This window comes from Pseudomonas sp. FGI182, from assembly GCF_000511325.1.
Taxonomy (GTDB): domain Bacteria; phylum Pseudomonadota; class Gammaproteobacteria; order Pseudomonadales; family Pseudomonadaceae; genus Aquipseudomonas; species Aquipseudomonas putida_Z.
Genome location: NZ_CP007012.1, coordinates 51696 through 70864, shown reverse-complemented (window position 1 = coordinate 70864; position 19169 = coordinate 51696). Strand labels below are relative to the sequence as shown.

The following is a 19169-nucleotide window of genomic DNA, read 5'->3' as shown; positions in this document are numbered from 1 at the left end:
GGCCTGCGCAGCAGGCCCAAAAATCTCAATCCCGCTTCACAAGCCCGGGCAACTGCGCCACCAGCTTCTGGTTGTTGAACGGCGCCCGAATGAACCCGCGCTGACGCCCATCCGGCCCCACAACCGCCAGGTTGCCGCTGTGATCCACGGTATACCCCGGCTTGCTGGTATCGGCCGGAATGAACGGAATGCTCAAGGCATTGGCCAGCTTCTGGGTATCCTCGATCGACCCCGCCACCCCGACGAAATCCTTGTCGAAATAACCCAGGTACTGCTTCAGCTGGTTCGGCGTGTCGCGGTTCGGGTCAACGCTCACCAGCACCACCTGCAGCCGGTCGACGGCCTCCTTGGGCAGCTCGCTCTTCACCTGGCGCAGCTGGGCCAGGGTGGTCGGGCAGATGTCCGGGCAGTAGGTGTAGCCGAAGAACAACAGCGACCATTTGCCCTTCAGGTCATCCAGTTGCACCGTCTGGCCGTCCTGGTTGGTCATGGTCACATCGGCCACGGTACGGCTCTGCGGCAGCAGGATGATGCCGGCATCGATCAGCTCGGTGGGGTTGGGCTGGTCGCGGCCATTGAGCACCTTGTTGACGGTCAGGCCCAGGATCAACGCGACCAGGGCAACGAGGATGAAGACGGTTTTCTGGGTTCGGGTCATAGGTTCAGCAACAGGTAGTGGTCGAGGAGCAACGCGATGAACAGCGCGAACAGGTAGCCGATAGAGTACTTGAAGGTGCCGATCGCTGCGTGCGGCCGGCTGCCACGGTACAACACCCAGGCCCATTGCAGGAAGCGCAGGCCCAGCACCAGGGCGCAGGCCAGGTACAGCGGGCCGCTCATGTGGATGGCGTACGGCAGCAGGCTTACCGCCAGCAATACCAGGGTGTACAGCAGGATATGCAGCTTGGTGTAGCGCTCGCCGTGGGTCACCGGCAGCATCGGGATATCGGCCTTGGCGTATTCCTCCTTGCGGTGGATGGCCAAGGCCCAGAAGTGTGGTGGGGTCCAGGCGAAGATGATCAGCACCAGCAACAGGGGCTCGGCGCTGACATGGCCGCTGACCGCCACCCAGCCCAGCAACGGCGGGGCGGCTCCAGCCAAACCGCCGATGACGATGTTCTGCGGCGTGGCGCGCTTGAGAAAACCGGTGTAGAGCACCGCATAGCCGAGCAGGGAAGCCAGTGTCAGCCAGGCGGTGAGGGCGTTGGTGAACACCAGCAGCAGGGCCATGCCCAGTAGCGCCAGCGCCAGGGCGAACAGCAGCGCCGGCAGCGGCTCGACACGGCCCTGGGCCAGCGGCCGCTTGTGGGTACGCGCCATCAGCGCGTCGATGCGTCGGTCCACCACATGGTTGACCACCGCCGCGCCGCCTGCACAAAAGCCGATGCCCAGGTTGCCGAACAGCAGCACGCTCCAGCTGACACCCGCACGGGTGGCAAGGAACATACCCGCCAGCGAGGTGATCAGCATCAGCACCACCACCTTGGGCTTGGTCAGCTCCAGGTAATCACGCCAGCTGGCCCTCTGTGTGCTCAGAAGCGTCGCCACGAATCATTCCTCATGTGGTGGGAAATGCCCACGCCAGCCAAGGGCCGCAGGCGCCAGCCATGGCCGACACCCACGCGAAACTTGTCGACCACACGGATGCGGTAGTTCACCAGCACCATGCTCAGCAGCAACAGCGCCCCACCAGCGTTGTGCGCCACGGCTACGGCCAGCGGCAGGTGCAGCAGCACATTGCTGATGCCCAGGCCGACTTGCACCACCAGCGCCAGCAGCACCAGCCGCGCCAGGCCAGGGAGGCCGCAGCGGTGCAGCTTCCAGCTGAGCATCAGCAGCACACAGGTCACCAGCAATGCGCCCAGGCGGTGGCTGATGTGAATGGCCGTGCGCGCATCACTGTCCAGCTGCCCGCCCAGGTAATTGGGCCCGACGTGCTGGGTCAGGTGGAACCCGTTGCTGAAGTCCGCCGCCGGCCACCACTGGCCGTGGCAGGTGGGCAGGTCGATGCAGGCGACGGCCGCGTAGTTGGCACTGACCCAGCCGCCCAGGGAGATCTGGCCGATCACCACCAGCAAGGCCAGCGCGGCGATCCGGCGCAGGCTCAATGGCAGCTTTGGCAAGGGCGCAAAGGCCCGCGACAGACGCAGGGACAACAGGAACAACAAACTCAGGGTAGTGAAGCCACCGAGTAGATGCGCGGTGACCACCTGCGGCCACAGCTTGAGGGTGACCGTCCACATGCCGAAGGCTGCCTGGGCCAGCACCACGCCCAGCAGCAGCAAGGGCAGGCGATAAGGCTGGCCATCGCGGGCATGCCGGCGCAGCGCCTGCAAGGCGAGCAGGGCGATCACCATCGCCAGGGTGCCGGCGAAGTAGCGGTGGACCATCTCGGCCCAGCCCTTGGCGGCTTCCACCGGGTGTTCGGGGAAATGCAGCTCGGCATGAGCCAGCTGCGCTTCGCTCTTGGGCACGCTGATGAAGCCGTAGCAACCCGGCCAGTCCGGGCAGCCGAGGCCGGCGTGGGTCAGGCGGGTATAGGCACCGAGCAGGACGACCAGCAGTGCCAGCAAGGTGGCGAACACAGCAAGGCGGAATCCGGGTCTGGCCATGGCAGGCTCCTAGCCGATGTTGGACAGCTTGAGCAGGTGGCGCAGGTCGTCCAGCACATGCTTGCCGTTGACCTTGGCGTCGTAGCGCAGCACCAGGTTGCCGTGTGGGTCGACGATCCACAGCTGCGGGCCGGCCTCGCCGACCTTTTGCAGGTAGCGTTGCGCATCCAGCGGGTAACGCTGCAACTGTGGGTATTCGCGGCCGAGCAACGCCTGGTAGTCGGCACTTGCCGGCTGGGCGGCCGCCAGGGCATGGCTGGCACGGCTGGCATCACGGCCCAGGCCGACCTGGATCTGCCGGGCCAGGTACACCAGCCGCTGGCAATCCTCGGCACAGGCTGTGGGTGTGCTCACCAGCAGCTGCCAGCGCTCGTCCTGGCCCGCCACGCCGATATCGGAAAGGCTCTCACCGTTGCCGATCATCACGCCGTGGTAGCTGCGGCCGTCCGGCACCCAGAACTTGAGCTTGTACATGCTGGTGGCCAGAACCATCGGCCCGAGCACCACCAGCAGAATCAACAGCAGCTGCAAACGCCCGCGGGCTCTGGGTTTGCTACGTTCAGGCACTTCCAGTGGAGTGGCGGTGGCCATGGCGTTTCTCCTTGTTGTGGTGCCAGCCGAAGTAGAGGTAGAGCAGTACCAAAGTGGTTGCCAGGGCAAACCACTGCACGGCGTAACCCAGGTGTTTTTCCGGGCCCATGGCAACGACCGGCCAGTCCAGGCGATAGGTCGCCGGGCCGGGTTCCAGGCGCAGCTCATGGGCGAAGCCTTCGCGATCGAGCTGTTGCCATAGCTGCGCGGCATCCACGGCAGTCAGCAGGTGCGGCCATTGGCCGCCTGCAGGGTCGGGGTGCAGCTGGAACGTGCTGCCAGGCGCGACATACACCGAAGCGTCCAGCGCCAACGCCTGGGCAGGGGTATCGAAATGCACCGGCACGCGGCGGTCCGGCCAGGGCAGCCAGCCGCGGTTGACCAGCAGCCACACGCCGCTGGCCTGATCATGGAAGGGTTGCAGCAGCTCGACACCGGCCTGGCCATCACGCATGCGGTTGTCCAGCAGCAGGCTGTGCTCGTCGTCGAAGCGGCCATAGAGATGCACGCGGCGGAAGGCATTGTCCTGGTTCGCTGTCAGCTGGGCCGTGGCCACGGGCGCTTCGACCCGCCGCTCGGCATAGGCGGCCAGCAGCACGCGCTTTTCCTCGGCACGGCCGAGTTGCCAGCAGCCAAGCGCGATCAGCCCCGGCAGCAGCGCAAGCACCACCAGAGTTGGTACCCAGCCCGGACGAAACGGCCTCATCGGAGCCTCGTCGGGCCGATCGCTATACTTATCCACATCACCGCATCCCCCCGGAGTATCGCCATGCTCAAGGCCGCGATTGTCCTGATGCTGTTGGCCACGATTGCCAGCCTGTTCAGCGGCCTGGTGTTTCTGGTCAAGGACGATGAAAGCTCGACCCGTTTACTGAAAGCGCTGACCGTGCGGGTGACCTTGGCGGCGCTGACCATCGGCCTTGTCGCCTGGGGCTTCATCAGCGGTCAGCTGGTCTCGCACGCCCCCTTCTGATACCTGAACCTTGCGCGTTTCCTTGTAGGAGCGGCCTTGCGTCGCGATGGGCCGCAAAGCGGCCCCAAAACCTGCAACCCTGATTCACCTGGCAGAGCGCCTTGGCTGCTTTGGGGCCGCTACGCGCCCCATCGCGACACAAGGCCGCTCCTACAAGGGTTCGCAGTCGGCTGTCAGAGTACGTAGACAAAGATGAACAACCCCACCCACACCACATCGACGAAGTGCCAGTACCAACTGGCCGCCTCGAAACCAAAGTGTTTCTCCGGGTTGAAATGCCCGCGCAAGATGCGCACGAACATCACGATCAGGATGATCGTGCCCAGGGTCACGTGGGCGCCGTGGAAGCCGGTGAGCATGAAGAACGTCGCGCCGTAGATACCCGACCCCAGCGTCAGCCCCAGCTTGGTATAGGCCTCGTGGTACTCGTAGGCCTGCAACGCGATGAAGCTGGCGCCTAGGACGATGGTCAGCGCCATCCAGAATTTCAGCGGGCCACGGTGGCCGCGACGCAGGGCATGGTGGGCGATGGTGATGGTCACGCTGGAGCTGACCAGCAAGATGGTGTTGATCAGCGGCAGGTGCCACGGGTCGATCACTTCCTTGGGCGGCGGGAACAGTTTCGGGTCGGGCGTGTGCAGCAGCGGCCAGGTGAATTCGAAGGTCGGCCACAACATGTGCGCAACACCCTTGGCCCCTTCACCGCCCAGCCACGGCCCGGCCAGCACGCGCACGTAGAACAGCGCACCGAAGAACGCCAGGAAGAACATCACCTCGGAGAAAATGAACCAGCTCATGCCCCAGCGGAACGAGCGGTCCAGTTGCGGGCTGTACAGCCCCGCGCGGCTCTCCCGCACCACCGAACCGAACCAGCCGAACAGCATGTAGGCCAGGAACAACGCGCCGATGAAGAAGATCAGCGGCCCGTGCGACTCGGGGTGGCCGGCCTTCATGTCGTTGAACCAGGTACCCAGGCCGAACACCGTGATGAACATGCCGATGGTGGCGATGATCGGCCACTTGCTCTGCGCCGGAACGTAGTAGTGCTCATGACTTGCCATTGCTGTTCTCCTTCCCTTAACGGGCGCCCTGGACGTCCTGGGCCGCGACATGCGCGACCGGCGGGTGGCGAGCGGTGATGTCGAACAAGGTGTAGGCCAGTGTCAGGTGCTTCACGCTGGCCGGCAGGTCGCGGTCGACGATGAAGCGCACCGGCATCTCGATGCGTTCGCCGGGCTGCAGCACCTGCTGGGTGAAGCAGAAGCACTCGGTCTTGTGGAAGTACGCCGCAGCCTCGGCCGGGGTGATGCTGGGGATGGCTTGCGCACTCATCGGCCGGTCGGTCGGGTTGTGGGCGATGAAGATCATCTGGTTCACCGCACCCGGGTTGACCTCCAACTGGTCGGCGGTGGAGTAGAAGTCCCAGACCATGTCGCTGGCATTGGTCGACATGAACTGCACCCGCACCGAACGCGTCGGGTCGCTGACCTGGCTGCCTTCGTACTGCCCTCCGGTCTTGCCGTTGATGCCGAAGGCCTTGCACATCACGTCATAGATAGGCACCAGGGCGAAGCCGAAGGCGAACATCACCACCGTCAGCATCAACAGGCGCAATACCAGGCGTTTCAGTGAAAGGCCGTTCATGGCACGGTTCCTATTTCACTTCCGGTGGCGTCTGGAAGGTGTGGTAGGGCGCAGGCGAAGGGATCGACCACTCCAGGCCCTCAGCGCCATCCCATGGCTTGGCCGGTGCCGGCGCGCCGCCGCGGATGCACTTGATGACGATGAACAGGAAGAAGATCTGCGTGGCGCCGAACATGAACGCGCCGATCGACGACACCATATTGAAGTCGGCGAACTGCAGGTTGTAGTCGGGGATCCGCCGTGGCATGCCGGCCAGCCCCACGAAGTGCATGGGGAAGAAGGCCATGTTCATGCCGACGAACGATAGCCAGAAGTGCAGCTTGCCGAGGGTTTCGTCGTACATGTGGCCGGTCCATTTCGGCAGCCAGTAGTAGGCCGAGGCGAAGATGCCGAAGATCGCCCCAGGCACCAGCACATAGTGGAAGTGCGCCACCACGAAGTAGGTGTCGTGGTACTGGAAGTCCGCCGGGGCGATGGCGAGCATCAGCCCGCTGAAACCGCCGATGGTGAACAGGATGACAAAGGCGATGGCGAACAGCATCGGCGTTTCGAAGGTCAGCGAGCCTTCCCACATGGTGCTGACCCAGTTGAACACCTTCACCCCGGTAGGCACGGCGATCAGCATGGTGGCGTACATGAAGAACAGCTCGCCGACCACGGGGATACCGACCACGAACATGTGGTGGGCCCAGACGATGAACGACAGGAAGGCGATGGCGCCGGTGGCGTACACCATCGAGGTGTAGCCGAACAGCGGCTTGCGCGAGAACGCCGGGATGATCGAGCTGACCGCGCCGAAGGCCGGCAGGATCATGATGTACACCTCAGGGTGGCCGAAGAACCAGAACACGTGCTGGAACAGCACCGGGTCACCACCGCCGGCGGCACTGAAGAAGCTGGTACCGAAGTGGATGTCCATCAGCATCATGGTCACGACGCCGGCCAGCACCGGCATCACCGCAATCAGCAGGAATGCGGTAATCAGCCAGGTCCAGACGAACAGTGGCATCTTCATCAGGGTCATGCCCGGGGCGCGCAGGTTGAGGATGGTGGCGATCACGTTGATCGCGCCCATGATCGAGCTGATGCCCATCAGGTGGATGGCAAAGATGAAGAAGGTGACGCTGGCCGGCGCGTAGGTGGTGGACAGCGGGGCGTAGAAGGTCCAGCCGAAGTTGGGCCCGCCGCCCGGGCTGAACAGGGTCGAGACCAGCAGCAGGAAAGCCGCCGGCAGCAGCCAGAAGCTGAAGTTGTTCATCCGCGGCAGGGCCATGTCGGGCGCGCCGATCATCAGCGGGATCATCCAGTTGGCCAGGCCGACAAAGGCCGGCATCACCGCACCGAACACCATGATCAGGCCGTGCATGGTGGTCATCTGGTTGAAGAACTCCGGCTGGACGATCTGCAGGCCGGGCTGGAACAGCTCGGCGCGGATCACCATGGCGAACGAGCCGCCGACCAGGAACATGATGAAGCTGAACCACAGGTACATCGTGCCGATGTCCTTGTGGTTGGTGGTCAGCACCCAGCGCATCAGGCCCTTGGCCGGGCCGTGCGCATGGTCATGGCCGTGGGCGTGGTCGTCGATCACTGCACTCATGTCCTGTCTCCTGCAATCCATTGATTGCCGCGAGTAACCCGGTTCATTGCGCTTCTGCCTGCTTCAGCGCCAGCACGTCCTTCGGCGTGACCATGTCACCCTTGTTGTTGCCCCAGGCGTTCCGCTCGTAGGTGACCACGGCGGCGATGTCGACTTCCGAGAGCTGCTTGCCGAACGCGGCCATGGCAGTGCCGGGCTTGCCGTGGAAGACGATGCCCAGGTGGGCTTCCTTCGGCCCGGTGGCGATCTTCGAGCCCTTGAGCGCCGGGAACATCGGCGGCAGGCCCTGGCCTTCGGCCTGGTGACAGGCCACGCAGGTGGTGTGGTAGACCTTGTCACCACGTTCCACCAGCTCCTCCAGGGTCCATTCCTTGCTGGTCAGCTCCTTGAGCTTGGCAGCTTCGGCCTTGCGCTCGCCCAGCCAGGTGTCGTAGTCGGCCTTGGACTTGACCTCGACCACCACCGGCATGAAACCGTGGTCCTTGCCGCACAGCTCGGTGCACTGGCCACGGTAGATGCCGGGCTTCTCGATACGGGTCCAGGCTTCGTTGACGAAGCCGGGGATGGCATCACGCTTGACCGCGAAGGCCGGCACCCACCAGGAGTGGATGACGTCGGCAGCAGTCACCAGGAAACGCACCTTGGCGCCCACCGGCAGCACCAGCGGCTGGTCGACTTCGAGCAGGTAGTGCTCGTCCTTGGGTGCCTTGTTGTGGATCTGCTCGGTGGGGGTGGCCAGGTTGCTGAAGAACTCCACGTCCTGGCCCAGGTATTTGTAGTGCCACTTCCACTGGTAGCCGGTAACCTGGATATCGATGTCCGACTCGCTGGCATCGTAGATGTCGATCAGGGTCTTGGTGGCCGGGATGGCCATGGCCACCAGGATCAGGAAGGGGACCACGGTCCAGAGGATTTCCACCCAGGTGTGCTCGTGGAAATGCGCAGCCTGCTGGCCGGTGGAACGGCGGTGGATGACCATGGACCAGAACATCGCGCCAAAGACAACGATGCCGATGATCACGCAGATCCAGAAGATGGTCATGTGCAGGTCGAAGACGGCGTTGGAGACTTCCGTCGCCCCTGGGTGCATGTTCACGGTCCAGGCGGCGTTCGCCTGACCAAAAACCGACCACAACAGGAGGCCCATCCAGACATGTGGATGTCGCATCATTGCGGGTTCCCCTTCTCGTTCTTGTAGTCCCGGAGGCGTGGCCTGCGGCAAGAGGGAACGGTGGTCAAGACTGCCTGGCTTCGACGACCGAGCCCCTGCTAAAAGCAGTTGGGCCTCATCAACGAATCACGTTCACCGGGAGTATAGACAGCGACCAACGGCACGCAACGAAGGCCGTGAAATGAACTTAATGAAAGGGCCGAACGCCCTGAAAACCGCGCGCTTGATAGGGTATGGCGCAATAATGGCATTTCGATATGCCTGAGCATGCACACGTTTGCGCGACTTATAACAAATGCGTCTTAGGTATTCTGTATACCGAGCTAATTTAGTGTCTTCCGTTTGAAACGTAATGTCCCTGGAGTTGTCATGAACATCGCTGCTGTACGCGAGCAGGTAAGCCAAGCCCATCAACACGAAGGCCAGACCGGCCAACTGAAAAAGCGTCTCGAGCTGCAACTGCCCCACCTGCACCCCTCGATCCAACTGCCTGAGCAGGACGCCCAGGGTACTTTGGCGCGCTTCGTCAGCGCCTACATCGACCAGGTTCCGGAACTGCTGGAGGCCGCCCATGAGGTCGCCCGCGAGGCCGGGATCGAATCGCAGATCAAACCTGTACTGAAAATCGCCGAAGCCTACTTCCTGCAGCCGCCCAGCGTGATGCAAGGGCATGTGGGCCTGGACTGCCTGCTGGATGAGGCCTACCTGGCGCACCGCCTGGTGGAAGAGGTAAACGACCTGTACATCCGTCACTTCCAGCAGCCGCTGATCCCGGTCGACACCACCGTCGCCAACCTGATTGCCCACCATTTGATTGGCGAGACGTTTGCCAACCAGCTGGACGAAGTGGTGCACCACTCGGTGGACGAAATGTTGAATGATGAAAGCTTCGCGGTGGAATCGGTGGAAGCCTACCGCGAGAAATTGAGCAGCCCGGAAACAGGCGCGGCGTGGAAGCGCTGGCCGTGCCTGTCACGGCAACTGAGCGTGGGGCTCGAGCTGCAGCAGAACCCCGCCTGAAAAATTGCCCTTGAAATCTTGGGGTTCGCCTTGCGGACCCTCTCATTTAACTGACTGGCAGACATACCTGGCAGAAGAATAATGGCACTTTCGAATCACTGAGCAATGATGGCAGAATGCCTCATCCTTTGGATCGAGGCATGGATGCTCAGACTGTCACGTATTTCAATGCACCAATGGCTGTTCGGGCTTTCGCTGGCCCTGATCGCCCTGCTGGACCCCATTGGCCTGGCCAGTTCCACGGACGATGCATCGGCGCGCTGGCTCAATCGCCTGCTGGCAAGCGGGTATGCCGATGCCGGGCAACGCCAGGTCGTCGTGGTCCTGATCGACGACAGCTACCTGCTGCGCAACGATACCTACTGGCCATTGCCCTATAACGAACAGAGCAAACTGTTCAAGCGCCTGCTCGCCTACAGGCCTGGCGCAGTGTTCATTGACCTGCTGTACAGCCATGACCACTCCCGCACGGTGCCCGGGCAGGCTCCACGCATGGAAAGCCAGGTTCTGGCCAACGTGTTCGAGCGTTACCGACAACAGGGCATTCCCCTGATGCTGGCCAACTCTGGCCTTGAGCGCGGTAGCGAAGGTGCCGTGAATGTCCTGCCGCGCCTGGCCCAGGTCAGCACCCCGGCACTGGTCAGCTGGAGCGGCTATGGCAGCCAATACCCACTGGCCGTCCCGACTCCACTGGGTGTACTGGAAACCCCTGCATTGCAGCTGTACCGCGAATACTGCCGCCGACATACCTGCGCTTCCCTGCCAGCCGATGCCATGGCAGCTGCCCAGCGTCCGCCCATGACCGTGCAATGGGGCGTGCATCAGTCCCCCCTGCAGGCACAGGTGTCCGACATTGGCGCCTGCACTGTGCCAGGCCTCGTCGACCAACTGATGCAAGCTGTGTTCTGGAAGCTCGGCAACAACGCCCAATCGAACTGCCCCTACAACCTGACGCTGTCGGCCAGCGACCTGGAGGTCACCGACCCCGACGACCAGGCGCTGATCAGGCAGCTGCTGCAGGGCAAACTGGTATTGGTGGGTGCGCACATTTCCGGTACCGGTGACGTCACGCTGTCGCCGCTGCACGGCAAGATCCCTGGCGTGTACCTGCATGCAATGGCGCTGGACAACCTCATTGACTGGGGCATGGACTATTACCGCGCAACGCCCAGTCTGGCCGAACTGGGCATTCCCTTCACCGGCTCGGTGGACGTTCTCGACTTGATCGAACTGGCGCTGCTGGGTGTTATCACGCTCCTCAAAGGCACCCTCGAAGCTCCATTGTTCAGTGTTACCGGCAATGGCCAGCGCGCCCGCATGCGGCTCGAGCCTCTGGGCGCATGGGTCGTGGTGCTGGTGCTATTGAGCGGCCTGAGCGTGGGGCTGTGGTTGAACAACTACACCCCGGCCAACTTCCTCGGGCTGCTGCTGCTATCCCTGACGCTGTTCAGTGCAAGGATCCAGGCCCTTTTCGAAAACAGGGCGCCAAACCACTCGGAATTTTCTACTCAAGGAACCCAGAGATGAGCAAGACCTTCCTTTTCCTGTTCTCGGCGTTGTTCAGCCACAGCCTGTTCGCCGCCCCCATGATCGAGGCGGTCATCGACGACCCACTGCCGGTGCTAGACGAGCAGGGCAAGGCGCTACGCGATGTCGCCCGCAGCAGCCTGCCAAAACAGGCCATCGAGGTGCTGCAATGGAACAAGGAACTGGACTTGGTCCAAGTCGATCTCGCTGGGGAAAAGGTCTGGCTGGATACCATGAGCGTACGCGTCAATCCACCGCTCAACATCGTCACGATGCCCTGCCAGAAACTTTCCACCAACCTGGCGGATGACCACCAGAACAATTCAACCCTCGGTTACGGTGCTGGGTGCGCCAAATGAAGGGAATGAAGGGCGTCTTCGCTACCCTCGCGGTTTCCACACTCAGCCTGCTCAGTGGTTGCCAGACACTGAACGGTGCCAACGACGCGTTGATGAACCTGGTGGGCCCCTCCACCCAGTCGCGCCTGGAAGGCCGTTATGTCGAACACACCGAGGTGCGCCAGTACTACCGGCTGGACCTGCAGCACGCCGGCCAGCTGCGCCTGAGCTTCGATGGCCGAGCCCTGCCAGCCGATGAGATCCGTCAGCAGAACCTGGTGCGGATCCCGCAGTTGGAAGCCTACCTGCAAGGCATCGTCACCCGCCTTGCCAAAAGTTGGCCAGGGCAAGCACCGACCTTGCAGGTGCGTATCGTCGACAGCTATGCGTTCGGCCCTTCGGCCGATCCTTACGGCAATATCTTCGTGCCCCTAGGCATGCTCGAGAACGTCGAGAGCGAAGACGAGATTGCGGCCATGCTGGGCCACGAGATGAGCCATGTGCTACTGCGCCACCACGACCGTCTGGCCGCATTCCAACAGCAGAAAGAGCTGATGACCAACGTCGCCAGCACCGTGGTGATCGCGGCAATGGCCAAGAATACCGGCCTGGACCGCTCCACCGGCAAGTTCTTCAGCAAAGACCCGCTGGGTACACAGAAGACCATCGGCAACACCGTTCTCTATACCGCTTTGGCCAACAGCTTCTCGGACAACGTCTGGAGCACTGCCTGGGGCCGCACCCAGGAAGACCAGGCCGACTTGCTCGGTGCGGACCTGATGATTCGCGCAGGTTATGCCCCGCGTGCGTCGAGCGTGAGCCTGCAACGCCTGAACGACTTCCAGGGTAAGCAGAAGCCCCTGCTGGTTGGCTTCCTCGAGGAGCGCCAGGTGGCCATGACCGAGTCCCTCAAGAAACTCGACATCAATGCCACCACCCGCGAGCTGCAAACGCTGCTCAACCAGGGCCTGGGCACCGCGATTGCCTCCACCGGCCAGTATTTTTCCCGCTCGCACATGTCGCCCATCGAGCGTGACAACGACCTTCGCCAGTACCTGCAACGTGAATACAAGCAGCAGTCGCGGGCGCGGGTCGATCGACGCAGCTGGCCAAAGGTGCGAGATGCCGCCACCGTGCAACACTCACTGCAGGGGTACCGCGACGCCTATGCCGCGACTACCGCTCTGGAGCAGAAGAAAACCCCAGAAGCCGAAGCCTTCATCGCCCGTGCGCTGGCCTCGCCGGTCAGCGACCAGCCCGGTATTCGTCGGGCAGCGTTCAGCCTGCACATGGCGCAGGGCAATAGCCGGGCCGCACTCGCCGACTTGCAGGCGATCCAGGATTGGTCGCTGGCCAGCCCTTCGATCTACGACCTGATGATCGGCCACCACCTGAGAAACGGCGACCCCCAGGCAGCGCTTGCCATGATCGACAAAGCCGAGCGCAACCTGGGCTCCGAGGAGCTGTTCATAACCGAGAAACTCATGGCCAACCGTCAATTGAAAGCCGATAGCCAGGTGCAGCAGGTATTGCGCAAGTGCGAGCAATACCCCAGCCGCAAAGAGCAGTGCCACAAGCTGGTACCCAAATCCGCCTGAGCTCAGACCTGAGCGGCCCTGCGCAAGCGCCCTTCGACACGGCGCTTGAGCCCGCGCTGCTCGATGGACAAGCGTGAGCCGCAAGCGCGACACGCGCGCCCCCAGTCCTCAAGCAGCTCCAGGACCGAGTGGTCGATATAACTGAGGTTCGCCAGCGGCACATGCAGATGCGTACCCGCGGGTACGCTCTCCAGGATCTGGGTCAGGGCGGGGACTTTGAGGAAAGTCGCGGCCCCGCTCAGGCGCAGTTCCATGTGCCCGCGCCGCTCCAGCTGGACCAGGTTGATCCTCAAGCGTGCCGCCTTGAGCGCCAGCGTCAGCACAGTGAGGGCAAAGCCCAGCAATACGCCAGTCAGCAGGTCGGTAAAGATGATCGCCAGCGCCGTCGCCGCGTAGGTGAACATCGGCATGCGGCCATAGCGGCCCAACCCACGAAACGCCTTGAAATCCACCAGTTTGACCCCGGTAAACACCAGCACACCCGCCAGGCTCGCCACCGGGATCTGCTGCAGCACGCTGCTCAGCGCCACCACGAACGCCAGCAGCCACAGGCCATGGAAGATCGCCGAAGCCCGGGTCTGCGCTCCCGCCTGCACATTGGCCGAGCTACGCACGATCACCCCGGTCATCGGCAACGCGCCGAGCACCCCGCACAGCATGTTGCCGATGCCTTGGGCCGACAGCTCACGGTCGAAGTCCGAACGCTGGCCGCTGTGCATGCGGTCAACCGCTGCAGCCGACAACAAGGTTTCTGCACTGGCGATGAAGGCCAGGGCAAAAGCGGCGACCAACAGGGTAGGGTCGGCCAGTTGCATCAAGTCACCAGGGCGGATCCAGTCGATGGCCTCGGACAGGTCGGCCGGCACCTGTACGCGGTTCACCGGCAAGGCCAGCCACATGCTGATGGCCGTCATGGCCGACACGCCCAGCAGGGCACCCGGGACGAAGCGCAGCCGCTGCGGCCGCAGGCGCTCCCAGCCCCACATGATGGCGATGGTGCCCAGGCCCAGCGCACCGGCCATCCAACCGGAGCCGGCGCTTTCCTGTGGCAGGGCCGCAGCCACGGTCGCCGGGAACTCCAGCAGGTTCTGCATGCCGGATGGTTGCGGCGCGGTATCGAACATCACATGCACCTGCGACAGCACGATCAGCACGCCAATCCCTGCCAGCATGCCGTACACCACCGCCGGCGCGGTAACCCGGAACCAGCAGCCCAGGCGCAGGCGCCCGGCCAGCAACTGCAGCAAGCCGGCCAGCAGCAGGATCGGCCCGAGCATGGCCATGCCATGCTGGCGTACCAGCTCGAACACCAATACCGCCAGGCCGGCGGCCGGACCACTGACCTGCAGCGGCGAACCGGCAAGGAAACCTACTACAATGCCGCCGATAATGCCGGTAATCAGGCCTTTGGCCGGCGGCATGCCCGAAGCGATCGCAATGCCCATGCACAACGGCAAGGCCACCAGGAAGACCACCACCGACGCCAGCAACTCACGCGGCAGGGCCGCTTTCAACTGTGTAATGTTCACCGTGTTTCTCCTTTCTCTGTCACACAGCCATTCCCCTGGCCGTGGGCACGTTTGCCCCTGACGAGCGCGCAGGCGCGGGCCGCCAGCGGGCGTGCCGGCAGGCAGTCAGGGAATTCAAGGCAGCCGAAGGCCGCGCCACACCCCGTCAGGGTGCAGCCGGCTATCAAGGTTCAAGCGGGTGGATGGGTCGCTTAGTAGCGGCCTCTCGGAGTAGCGCAGGGGACCGGCTCGCCAGCAGCCAGGGGCAGGAAGGTATCGCTGGCGGCGTCGTAGGCTTCGATCTTGCTGGTCTCGATGTCGTAGACCCAGCCATGGATGTACAACTCACCGGCTGCAAGGCGCGAAGCCACCGAAGGGTGGGTGCGCAGGTGATGCAGCTGGGCGATGACGTTTTCCTTGGTCAGCACTTGCATGGTTTCGTGTTCGCTGCCGCACGAGCAGTTGTTCTCGACCACGGTGCGGGCCACTTCTGCGTGGCGCAACCAGGCGGACACGGTCGGCATCTTGGTCAGCGATTGCGGGTTGAGTACGGCACGCATGGCGCCGCAGTCGGAGTGGCCGCAGACGATGATGTGATGCACTTTCAACGCCAGCACGGCGTACTCGATGGCGCTGGAAACGCCGCCGTTCATCTGGCCATAAGGCGGTACCACGTTACCGACGTTACGGGTCACGAACAGGTCGCCAGGCGAACTCTGGGTGATCAGCTCGGGAACGATGCGCGAGTCGGCGCAGGTAATGAACATGGCGCGCGGGGTTTGCGCGGTGGCAAGCTTCTTGAACAGCTCTTGCTGCTCGGGGAAAACGTCATGGTGAAAACGCAGGAAGCCGTCGACGATGTGCTTCAGGGCGGCATCGGCGCTCTCCGCGGGGACCTGCGGTACGACCTTGGATGGGTCCTTGACGGGCATGATTCATCCTCTTGACGGTGTGTAGGTAAATCCATTTTACCGGTGAAAGATTCTGGCTATGCAGGGATTTAGATGACACGCACGGGCCATAGATCACAGTCGGTGAAGACTGATTTCCTACGCTAGCGGGGAAAACTTAACTGAAACTTAATTCGAAGGCTCTAGAACGGGTGTTCCAGATAGGAAAGGCGGGTATTGGATAATAGCAAAAAAACATCAACTGCCAAGAGCCATTACTGCAATTATCAACTTGGATTAGTTGCATTGAGGGCTGGCAATGCGCCCCATGCGGGAACCCGGAACCTGCGCAGAACCTGTGGGAGCGGCCGTGCCCGCGAAGGAGGCAACTCGGTACATGGCACCGGCTGCGCCGGTGTTCGCGGGCGCGCCCGCTCCCACAAGGGCCGTGCAATGGGTCCAACATCAGAACAGCGCCATCTGCCCCCCCGGCGGGCAAAACGCCGAACAATCCAGCGCCTGCGCTTCTCGCCCCTCGAACTCCAGCCGTTTCATGGCCTTGGCAAAGCGCTGCGCCAGCAACTCGGCAAACACGCCTTCACCGCGCATGCGTGCACCAAACCGGCTGTCATACAGTTCGCCGCCGCGGCTCTGGCGGATCAGGCTCAATACATGCGCCGCCCGCTGCGGGTAATGGTCCTGCAGCCATTGCTCGAACAACGGTGCCACTTCCAGCGGCAGGCGCAACATCATGTAGGCTGCGCTCTGTGCACCTGCCTCCCTCGCCGCCTCCAGCAGCCGTTCCAGTTCACTGTCGTTGATCATCGGAATCATCGGCGAACACAACACGCCCACCGGCACTCCCGCCTCGCGCATCACGCGGATCGCCCGCAAGCGCGCCTTGGGTGACGCCGCACGCGGTTCCAGCACCCGTTTCAAGTCATCGTCCAGCGTGGTCAGGCTGATCATCACCCGCACCAGGCGCTGGCGAGCCATCTCGGCCAGCAGGTCAAGGTCGCGCAACACCAGCGACCCCTTGGTGACGATGGTTACCGGGTGGCGAAAACGCAGCAGCACTTCGAGCAGGCGCCGGGTCAGCAGTTGTTCACGTTCGATCGGCTGGTACGGGTCGGTATTGGAACCCAGGTTGATCGGCGCGCACACGTAACCCGGTTTGCTCAGCTGCTGCGCGAGCACCTCGGCGGCGTTGGTCTTGGCAATCAGCTTGGTCTCGAAATCCAGGCCGGGGGAAAGGTCCCAGTAGGCGTGGGAAGGGCGGGCATAGCAGTAGATGCAACCGTGCTCGCAGCCACGGTAAGGGTTGATGGAGCGGTCGAAGGGCAGGTCGGGCGAGGTGTTGCGGCTGATCACCGACTTGGCCGTCTCTACCCGCACCTCGGTGCCCTGGGTTTGCGGCACCTCCTGGTACCAGCCGTCATCCTCCGCCACCGAATGGCTGGGGGCAAAGCGGTTGTGCGGATTGTGCGCCGTGCCACGGCCCTTTTGCGGTGCTGGAGGAATCATGGCCTACCCCGGATACTGTATTCATATACAGTATATTGCCTGCTTGATTCTTGCCAGCACCTCCGGTCAGCGCACGTTTACTTCAGGCCATGCCAACGCAGAAAGGGCAGTTGGCTCGACTGCCGGCCGAGGAACACCTCGATACCTTCACGCAACGGTCGGGATGCCCCTGGGGCAAGCAATGTCTCCTGCAGCGCCCGGCCTGTGGCCCGGTCCAGCAGGCCTTGGGCCTCGAAGCGGGTGAACAGGTCGAAGGCGTGCACGTCCGACCACAGGTAGGCGTAGTAACCGGCATCGTAGCCGTTTACCAGATGGTCGAAGGCATGCGCCGGGTGCTCGAATTCGGCCAGGGGCCAGTAGCCACAATGTTCACGGGCATCGCCCAGGCGCTGCTCGAGGGACCGGCCATCGTTCGGCATGCCATGCAGGTCCAGGTCGAACAGCGCCATGCTCAGGTCGCGCGCGGTTTCTTCCACACCTTGCTGCCGCAAGCGGCGCAGGCATTCATCGACCCGGGGCCGGGAAAGCTTGCTGCCATCCTGGAGGGGCGAAGAGATCTCCACCAGGTAATCCGCGTCCCAGACCCAACGTTCGAACAGCTTGCCGAACAGCTCCACGCCATCGGTACCGAGTTCGGTGACATTGGACATCACGTGGTTGGTCGTGCGCACCAGCAAATGGTGCAAGGCATGGCCAAACTCATGGAATAGCTTGCGCAGTGACAGATGATCCAGCAACGGCTGGCTACCCGGCAGCGCTGCGGGCACGTCGCTGTAGACCACCACCGAGGCCGCCTGGAAGATGCCCTCGGCATCGACCCGGCGGTTGCGAATGTAGGTGGTGAATACCGAGTCAGGTTGCTTGCCGGCATGCTGTACGGCGTCCAGGTACAGGAAACCGATCAAGGCGTTGTCCTGCCACACCTCGAACGGTTGCACGCTGTCATCCCAGGTAGCCAGCGGCTTGGCCAGCAGCGTTACACCAAACAGTTTTTCCGCCAACTGCTGCAATGCGCTGACCACGGCATTCAGCGGGAAGTGTACGCGCAAGGCTTCGGTGGAAAGCACCTCGCGCGACGAGGCTTGCAGGTAGGCAATGTCCCAGGGTTGGACATTCCCCAGCCCTTTGGCTGCGGCCTGGCGCTGCATATCTGCACGCCACTGCAGCACGGCCGGCCGCACATGGTCGGCCAGGTCATGAAGAAAGCCGCGCACCTGGGCAACCGAACCTGCGCTCTTCATCTGCAGGCTCTGCTCCAGATGGCTGGCAAAGCCGAGCAGGTGGGCCTTTTCTTCCAGCAGCCTCGCCAATTGCTCCAGGTGCGAGCGATTATCCTGCTGTTGGCCGAGGCCGACGCCTCGGGTGTTATAAGCCCGGTACACGCGCTCGCGCAGCTGCCTGTTGTCAGCATGTTTGAGCACGGCGTCGGTGGTCACGCTTTCACACGCAATCAACCAACCCGGCTCACCCGCCTCCTGTGCCCTTGTAGCCAGCTCGTCACGGATGCGTTGAGGTACACCACTCAGTTCGGATTCATCCGTGATGCTCAGCCCTGGTCGGTTGATGTTGCTGCGAAAAGCCTCGCGCGCAATGCCGATCTGTTTCAGCAATTCGGCCAGGCGAACCTTGCCTGCGGGGTCGAGCGATGCGCCACTGGAGGCGAACTTGTGCAGATGCCAGCGCAACGTGGCGCGTTTCTGGGCATCCAGCTGCTTGCCGATGTCGCTGTTGGCCAAGCGCTCATACAGGGCCTGCAGTGCGGAATTGGTGAACTTCTGTTCGAACCGCTCCGTGGCCTTGGCGAAGAAGTCAAAAATGGCACCGGCCCAGGCTTCGTCCCGACCAACCAATGGCGAGGCAGCATACAACACCGTCAGAAGCTGACTATCCAGCCCGTCCACCGCCAGCACCATGTCATCCCAGGTTGGCAGTGCCTGCTGGTCGCGGATGATGCGTTCGATGCCTTGCTCGTGCGCCAACAGCACGTGGTCGAATGCAACTTGCATGTTTTGAAGCGTGATCGACGGATAATCGACGGGGATACGGCTATTTTGCAGAAGGGGGTTGTCCATGGTGCAACACCTTGCTCGTAGAGAAGAGCAGGCGAGCTTGCATGGCCAGCGTGCAGCAGGTGGCCTGACTATCTACCACCCGGGCATGCCGGCCCGGGCAC

Annotated in this window: 18 protein-coding genes; 5 read left to right on the top strand and 13 right to left on the bottom strand. The window is 62.8% G+C overall.

The window, feature by feature from the left end; all coding sequences use genetic code 11:
* Positions 1-25: 25 nt before the first annotated feature.
* The 5 genes from C163_RS00345 to C163_RS00325 are packed head-to-tail and all read right to left on the bottom strand — an operon-like array spanning position 26 to position 3909.
* Positions 26-658 carry an SCO family protein gene (locus C163_RS00345; RefSeq protein ID WP_025337215.1) on the bottom strand — a complete coding sequence of 211 codons (633 nt, stop codon included), beginning with the start codon at positions 656-658 and terminating at the stop codon, positions 26-28.
* A complete protein-coding gene (gene cyoE, locus C163_RS00340) occupies positions 655-1548 on the bottom strand; it encodes a heme o synthase (protein WP_025337214.1) in 894 nt (297 codons plus the stop codon). The genes C163_RS00345 and cyoE overlap by 4 nt, the downstream gene beginning before the upstream one ends.
* Complete coding sequence (locus C163_RS00335) at positions 1533-2612, bottom strand: heme A synthase (protein ID WP_025337213.1); 1080 nt, start codon at positions 2610-2612, stop codon at positions 1533-1535. The genes cyoE and C163_RS00335 overlap by 16 nt, the downstream gene beginning before the upstream one ends.
* Positions 2613-2621: 9 nt before the next feature.
* Positions 2622-3203: a hypothetical protein gene (locus C163_RS00330; RefSeq protein ID WP_025337212.1), complete on the bottom strand. Its 582-nt coding sequence runs from the start codon at positions 3201-3203 to the stop codon at positions 2622-2624.
* Positions 3172-3909 carry an SURF1 family protein gene (locus tag C163_RS00325; protein WP_025337211.1) on the bottom strand — a complete coding sequence of 246 codons (738 nt, stop codon included), beginning with the start codon at positions 3907-3909 and terminating at the stop codon, positions 3172-3174. Before C163_RS00325 ends, C163_RS00330 begins: the two co-directional genes overlap by 32 nt.
* A gap of 63 nt (positions 3910-3972) precedes the next feature.
* Between C163_RS00325 and C163_RS00320 the strand changes: the two genes are divergently transcribed.
* Complete coding sequence (locus C163_RS00320; RefSeq protein ID WP_025337210.1) at positions 3973-4176, top strand: twin transmembrane helix small protein; 204 nt, start codon at positions 3973-3975, stop codon at positions 4174-4176.
* A 173-nt stretch (positions 4177-4349) separates the two neighbouring features.
* Here C163_RS00320 and C163_RS00315 read toward each other — a convergent pair whose 3' ends face one another.
* From C163_RS00315 to coxB, 4 genes are read right to left on the bottom strand one after another with little or no spacing between them, the layout of a single operon-like run.
* Positions 4350-5237 carry a cytochrome c oxidase subunit 3 gene (locus C163_RS00315; RefSeq protein WP_003258926.1) on the bottom strand — a complete coding sequence of 296 codons (888 nt, stop codon included), beginning with the start codon at positions 5235-5237 and terminating at the stop codon, positions 4350-4352.
* A gap of 16 nt (positions 5238-5253) precedes the next feature.
* Positions 5254-5820 (bottom strand): cytochrome c oxidase assembly protein, encoded by a 567-nt coding sequence (locus C163_RS00310; protein WP_015268464.1) that lies wholly within the window; start codon positions 5818-5820, stop codon positions 5254-5256.
* Positions 5821-5830: 10 nt separating this feature from the next.
* A complete protein-coding gene (ctaD, locus tag C163_RS00305; RefSeq protein WP_025337209.1) occupies positions 5831-7420 on the bottom strand; it encodes a cytochrome c oxidase subunit I in 1590 nt (529 codons plus the stop codon).
* A gap of 43 nt (positions 7421-7463) precedes the next feature.
* Complete coding sequence (gene coxB / locus C163_RS00300) at positions 7464-8591, bottom strand: cytochrome c oxidase subunit II (RefSeq protein ID WP_015268462.1); 1128 nt, start codon at positions 8589-8591, stop codon at positions 7464-7466.
* A 369-nt stretch (positions 8592-8960) separates the two neighbouring features.
* Here coxB and C163_RS00295 point away from each other — a divergent pair, with 369 nt between their 5' ends.
* From C163_RS00295 to C163_RS00280, 4 genes are all read left to right on the top strand, one after another.
* Positions 8961-9611 (top strand): hypothetical protein, encoded by a 651-nt coding sequence (locus C163_RS00295; protein WP_025337208.1) that lies wholly within the window; start codon positions 8961-8963, stop codon positions 9609-9611.
* Positions 9612-9755: 144 nt separating this feature from the next.
* Entirely contained in the window at positions 9756-11138 is a 1383-nt protein-coding gene (locus C163_RS00290; RefSeq protein ID WP_025337207.1) for a CHASE2 domain-containing protein, read from the top strand.
* Positions 11135-11497 carry a hypothetical protein gene (locus C163_RS00285; protein ID WP_025337206.1) on the top strand — a complete coding sequence of 121 codons (363 nt, stop codon included), beginning with the start codon at positions 11135-11137 and terminating at the stop codon, positions 11495-11497. The genes C163_RS00290 and C163_RS00285 overlap by 4 nt, the downstream gene beginning before the upstream one ends.
* Positions 11498-11502: 5 nt before the next feature.
* The gene (locus C163_RS00280) at positions 11503-13074 is read left to right on the top strand and encodes a M48 family metallopeptidase (protein ID WP_025337205.1); all 1572 of its coding nucleotides are present in this window, start codon (positions 11503-11505) and stop codon (positions 13072-13074) included.
* Positions 13075-13076: 2 nt separating this feature from the next.
* Here C163_RS00280 and C163_RS00275 read toward each other — a convergent pair whose 3' ends face one another.
* The 4 genes from C163_RS00275 to C163_RS00260 form a co-directional block, all read right to left on the bottom strand.
* Positions 13077-14603: a SulP family inorganic anion transporter gene (locus tag C163_RS00275; protein ID WP_025337204.1), complete on the bottom strand. Its 1527-nt coding sequence runs from the start codon at positions 14601-14603 to the stop codon at positions 13077-13079.
* A gap of 191 nt (positions 14604-14794) precedes the next feature.
* Positions 14795-15514, bottom strand: coding sequence for a carbonic anhydrase (locus tag C163_RS00270; RefSeq protein ID WP_013970295.1), 720 nt, complete (start codon positions 15512-15514; stop codon positions 14795-14797).
* 423 nt (positions 15515-15937) lie between these two features.
* Positions 15938-16996: a PA0069 family radical SAM protein gene (locus C163_RS00265; RefSeq protein ID WP_025337203.1), complete on the bottom strand. Its 1059-nt coding sequence runs from the start codon at positions 16994-16996 to the stop codon at positions 15938-15940.
* Between the two features lie 77 nt (positions 16997-17073).
* A complete protein-coding gene (locus C163_RS00260) occupies positions 17074-19068 on the bottom strand; it encodes a M3 family metallopeptidase (RefSeq protein ID WP_025337202.1) in 1995 nt (664 codons plus the stop codon).
* Positions 19069-19169 lie beyond the last annotated feature (101 nt).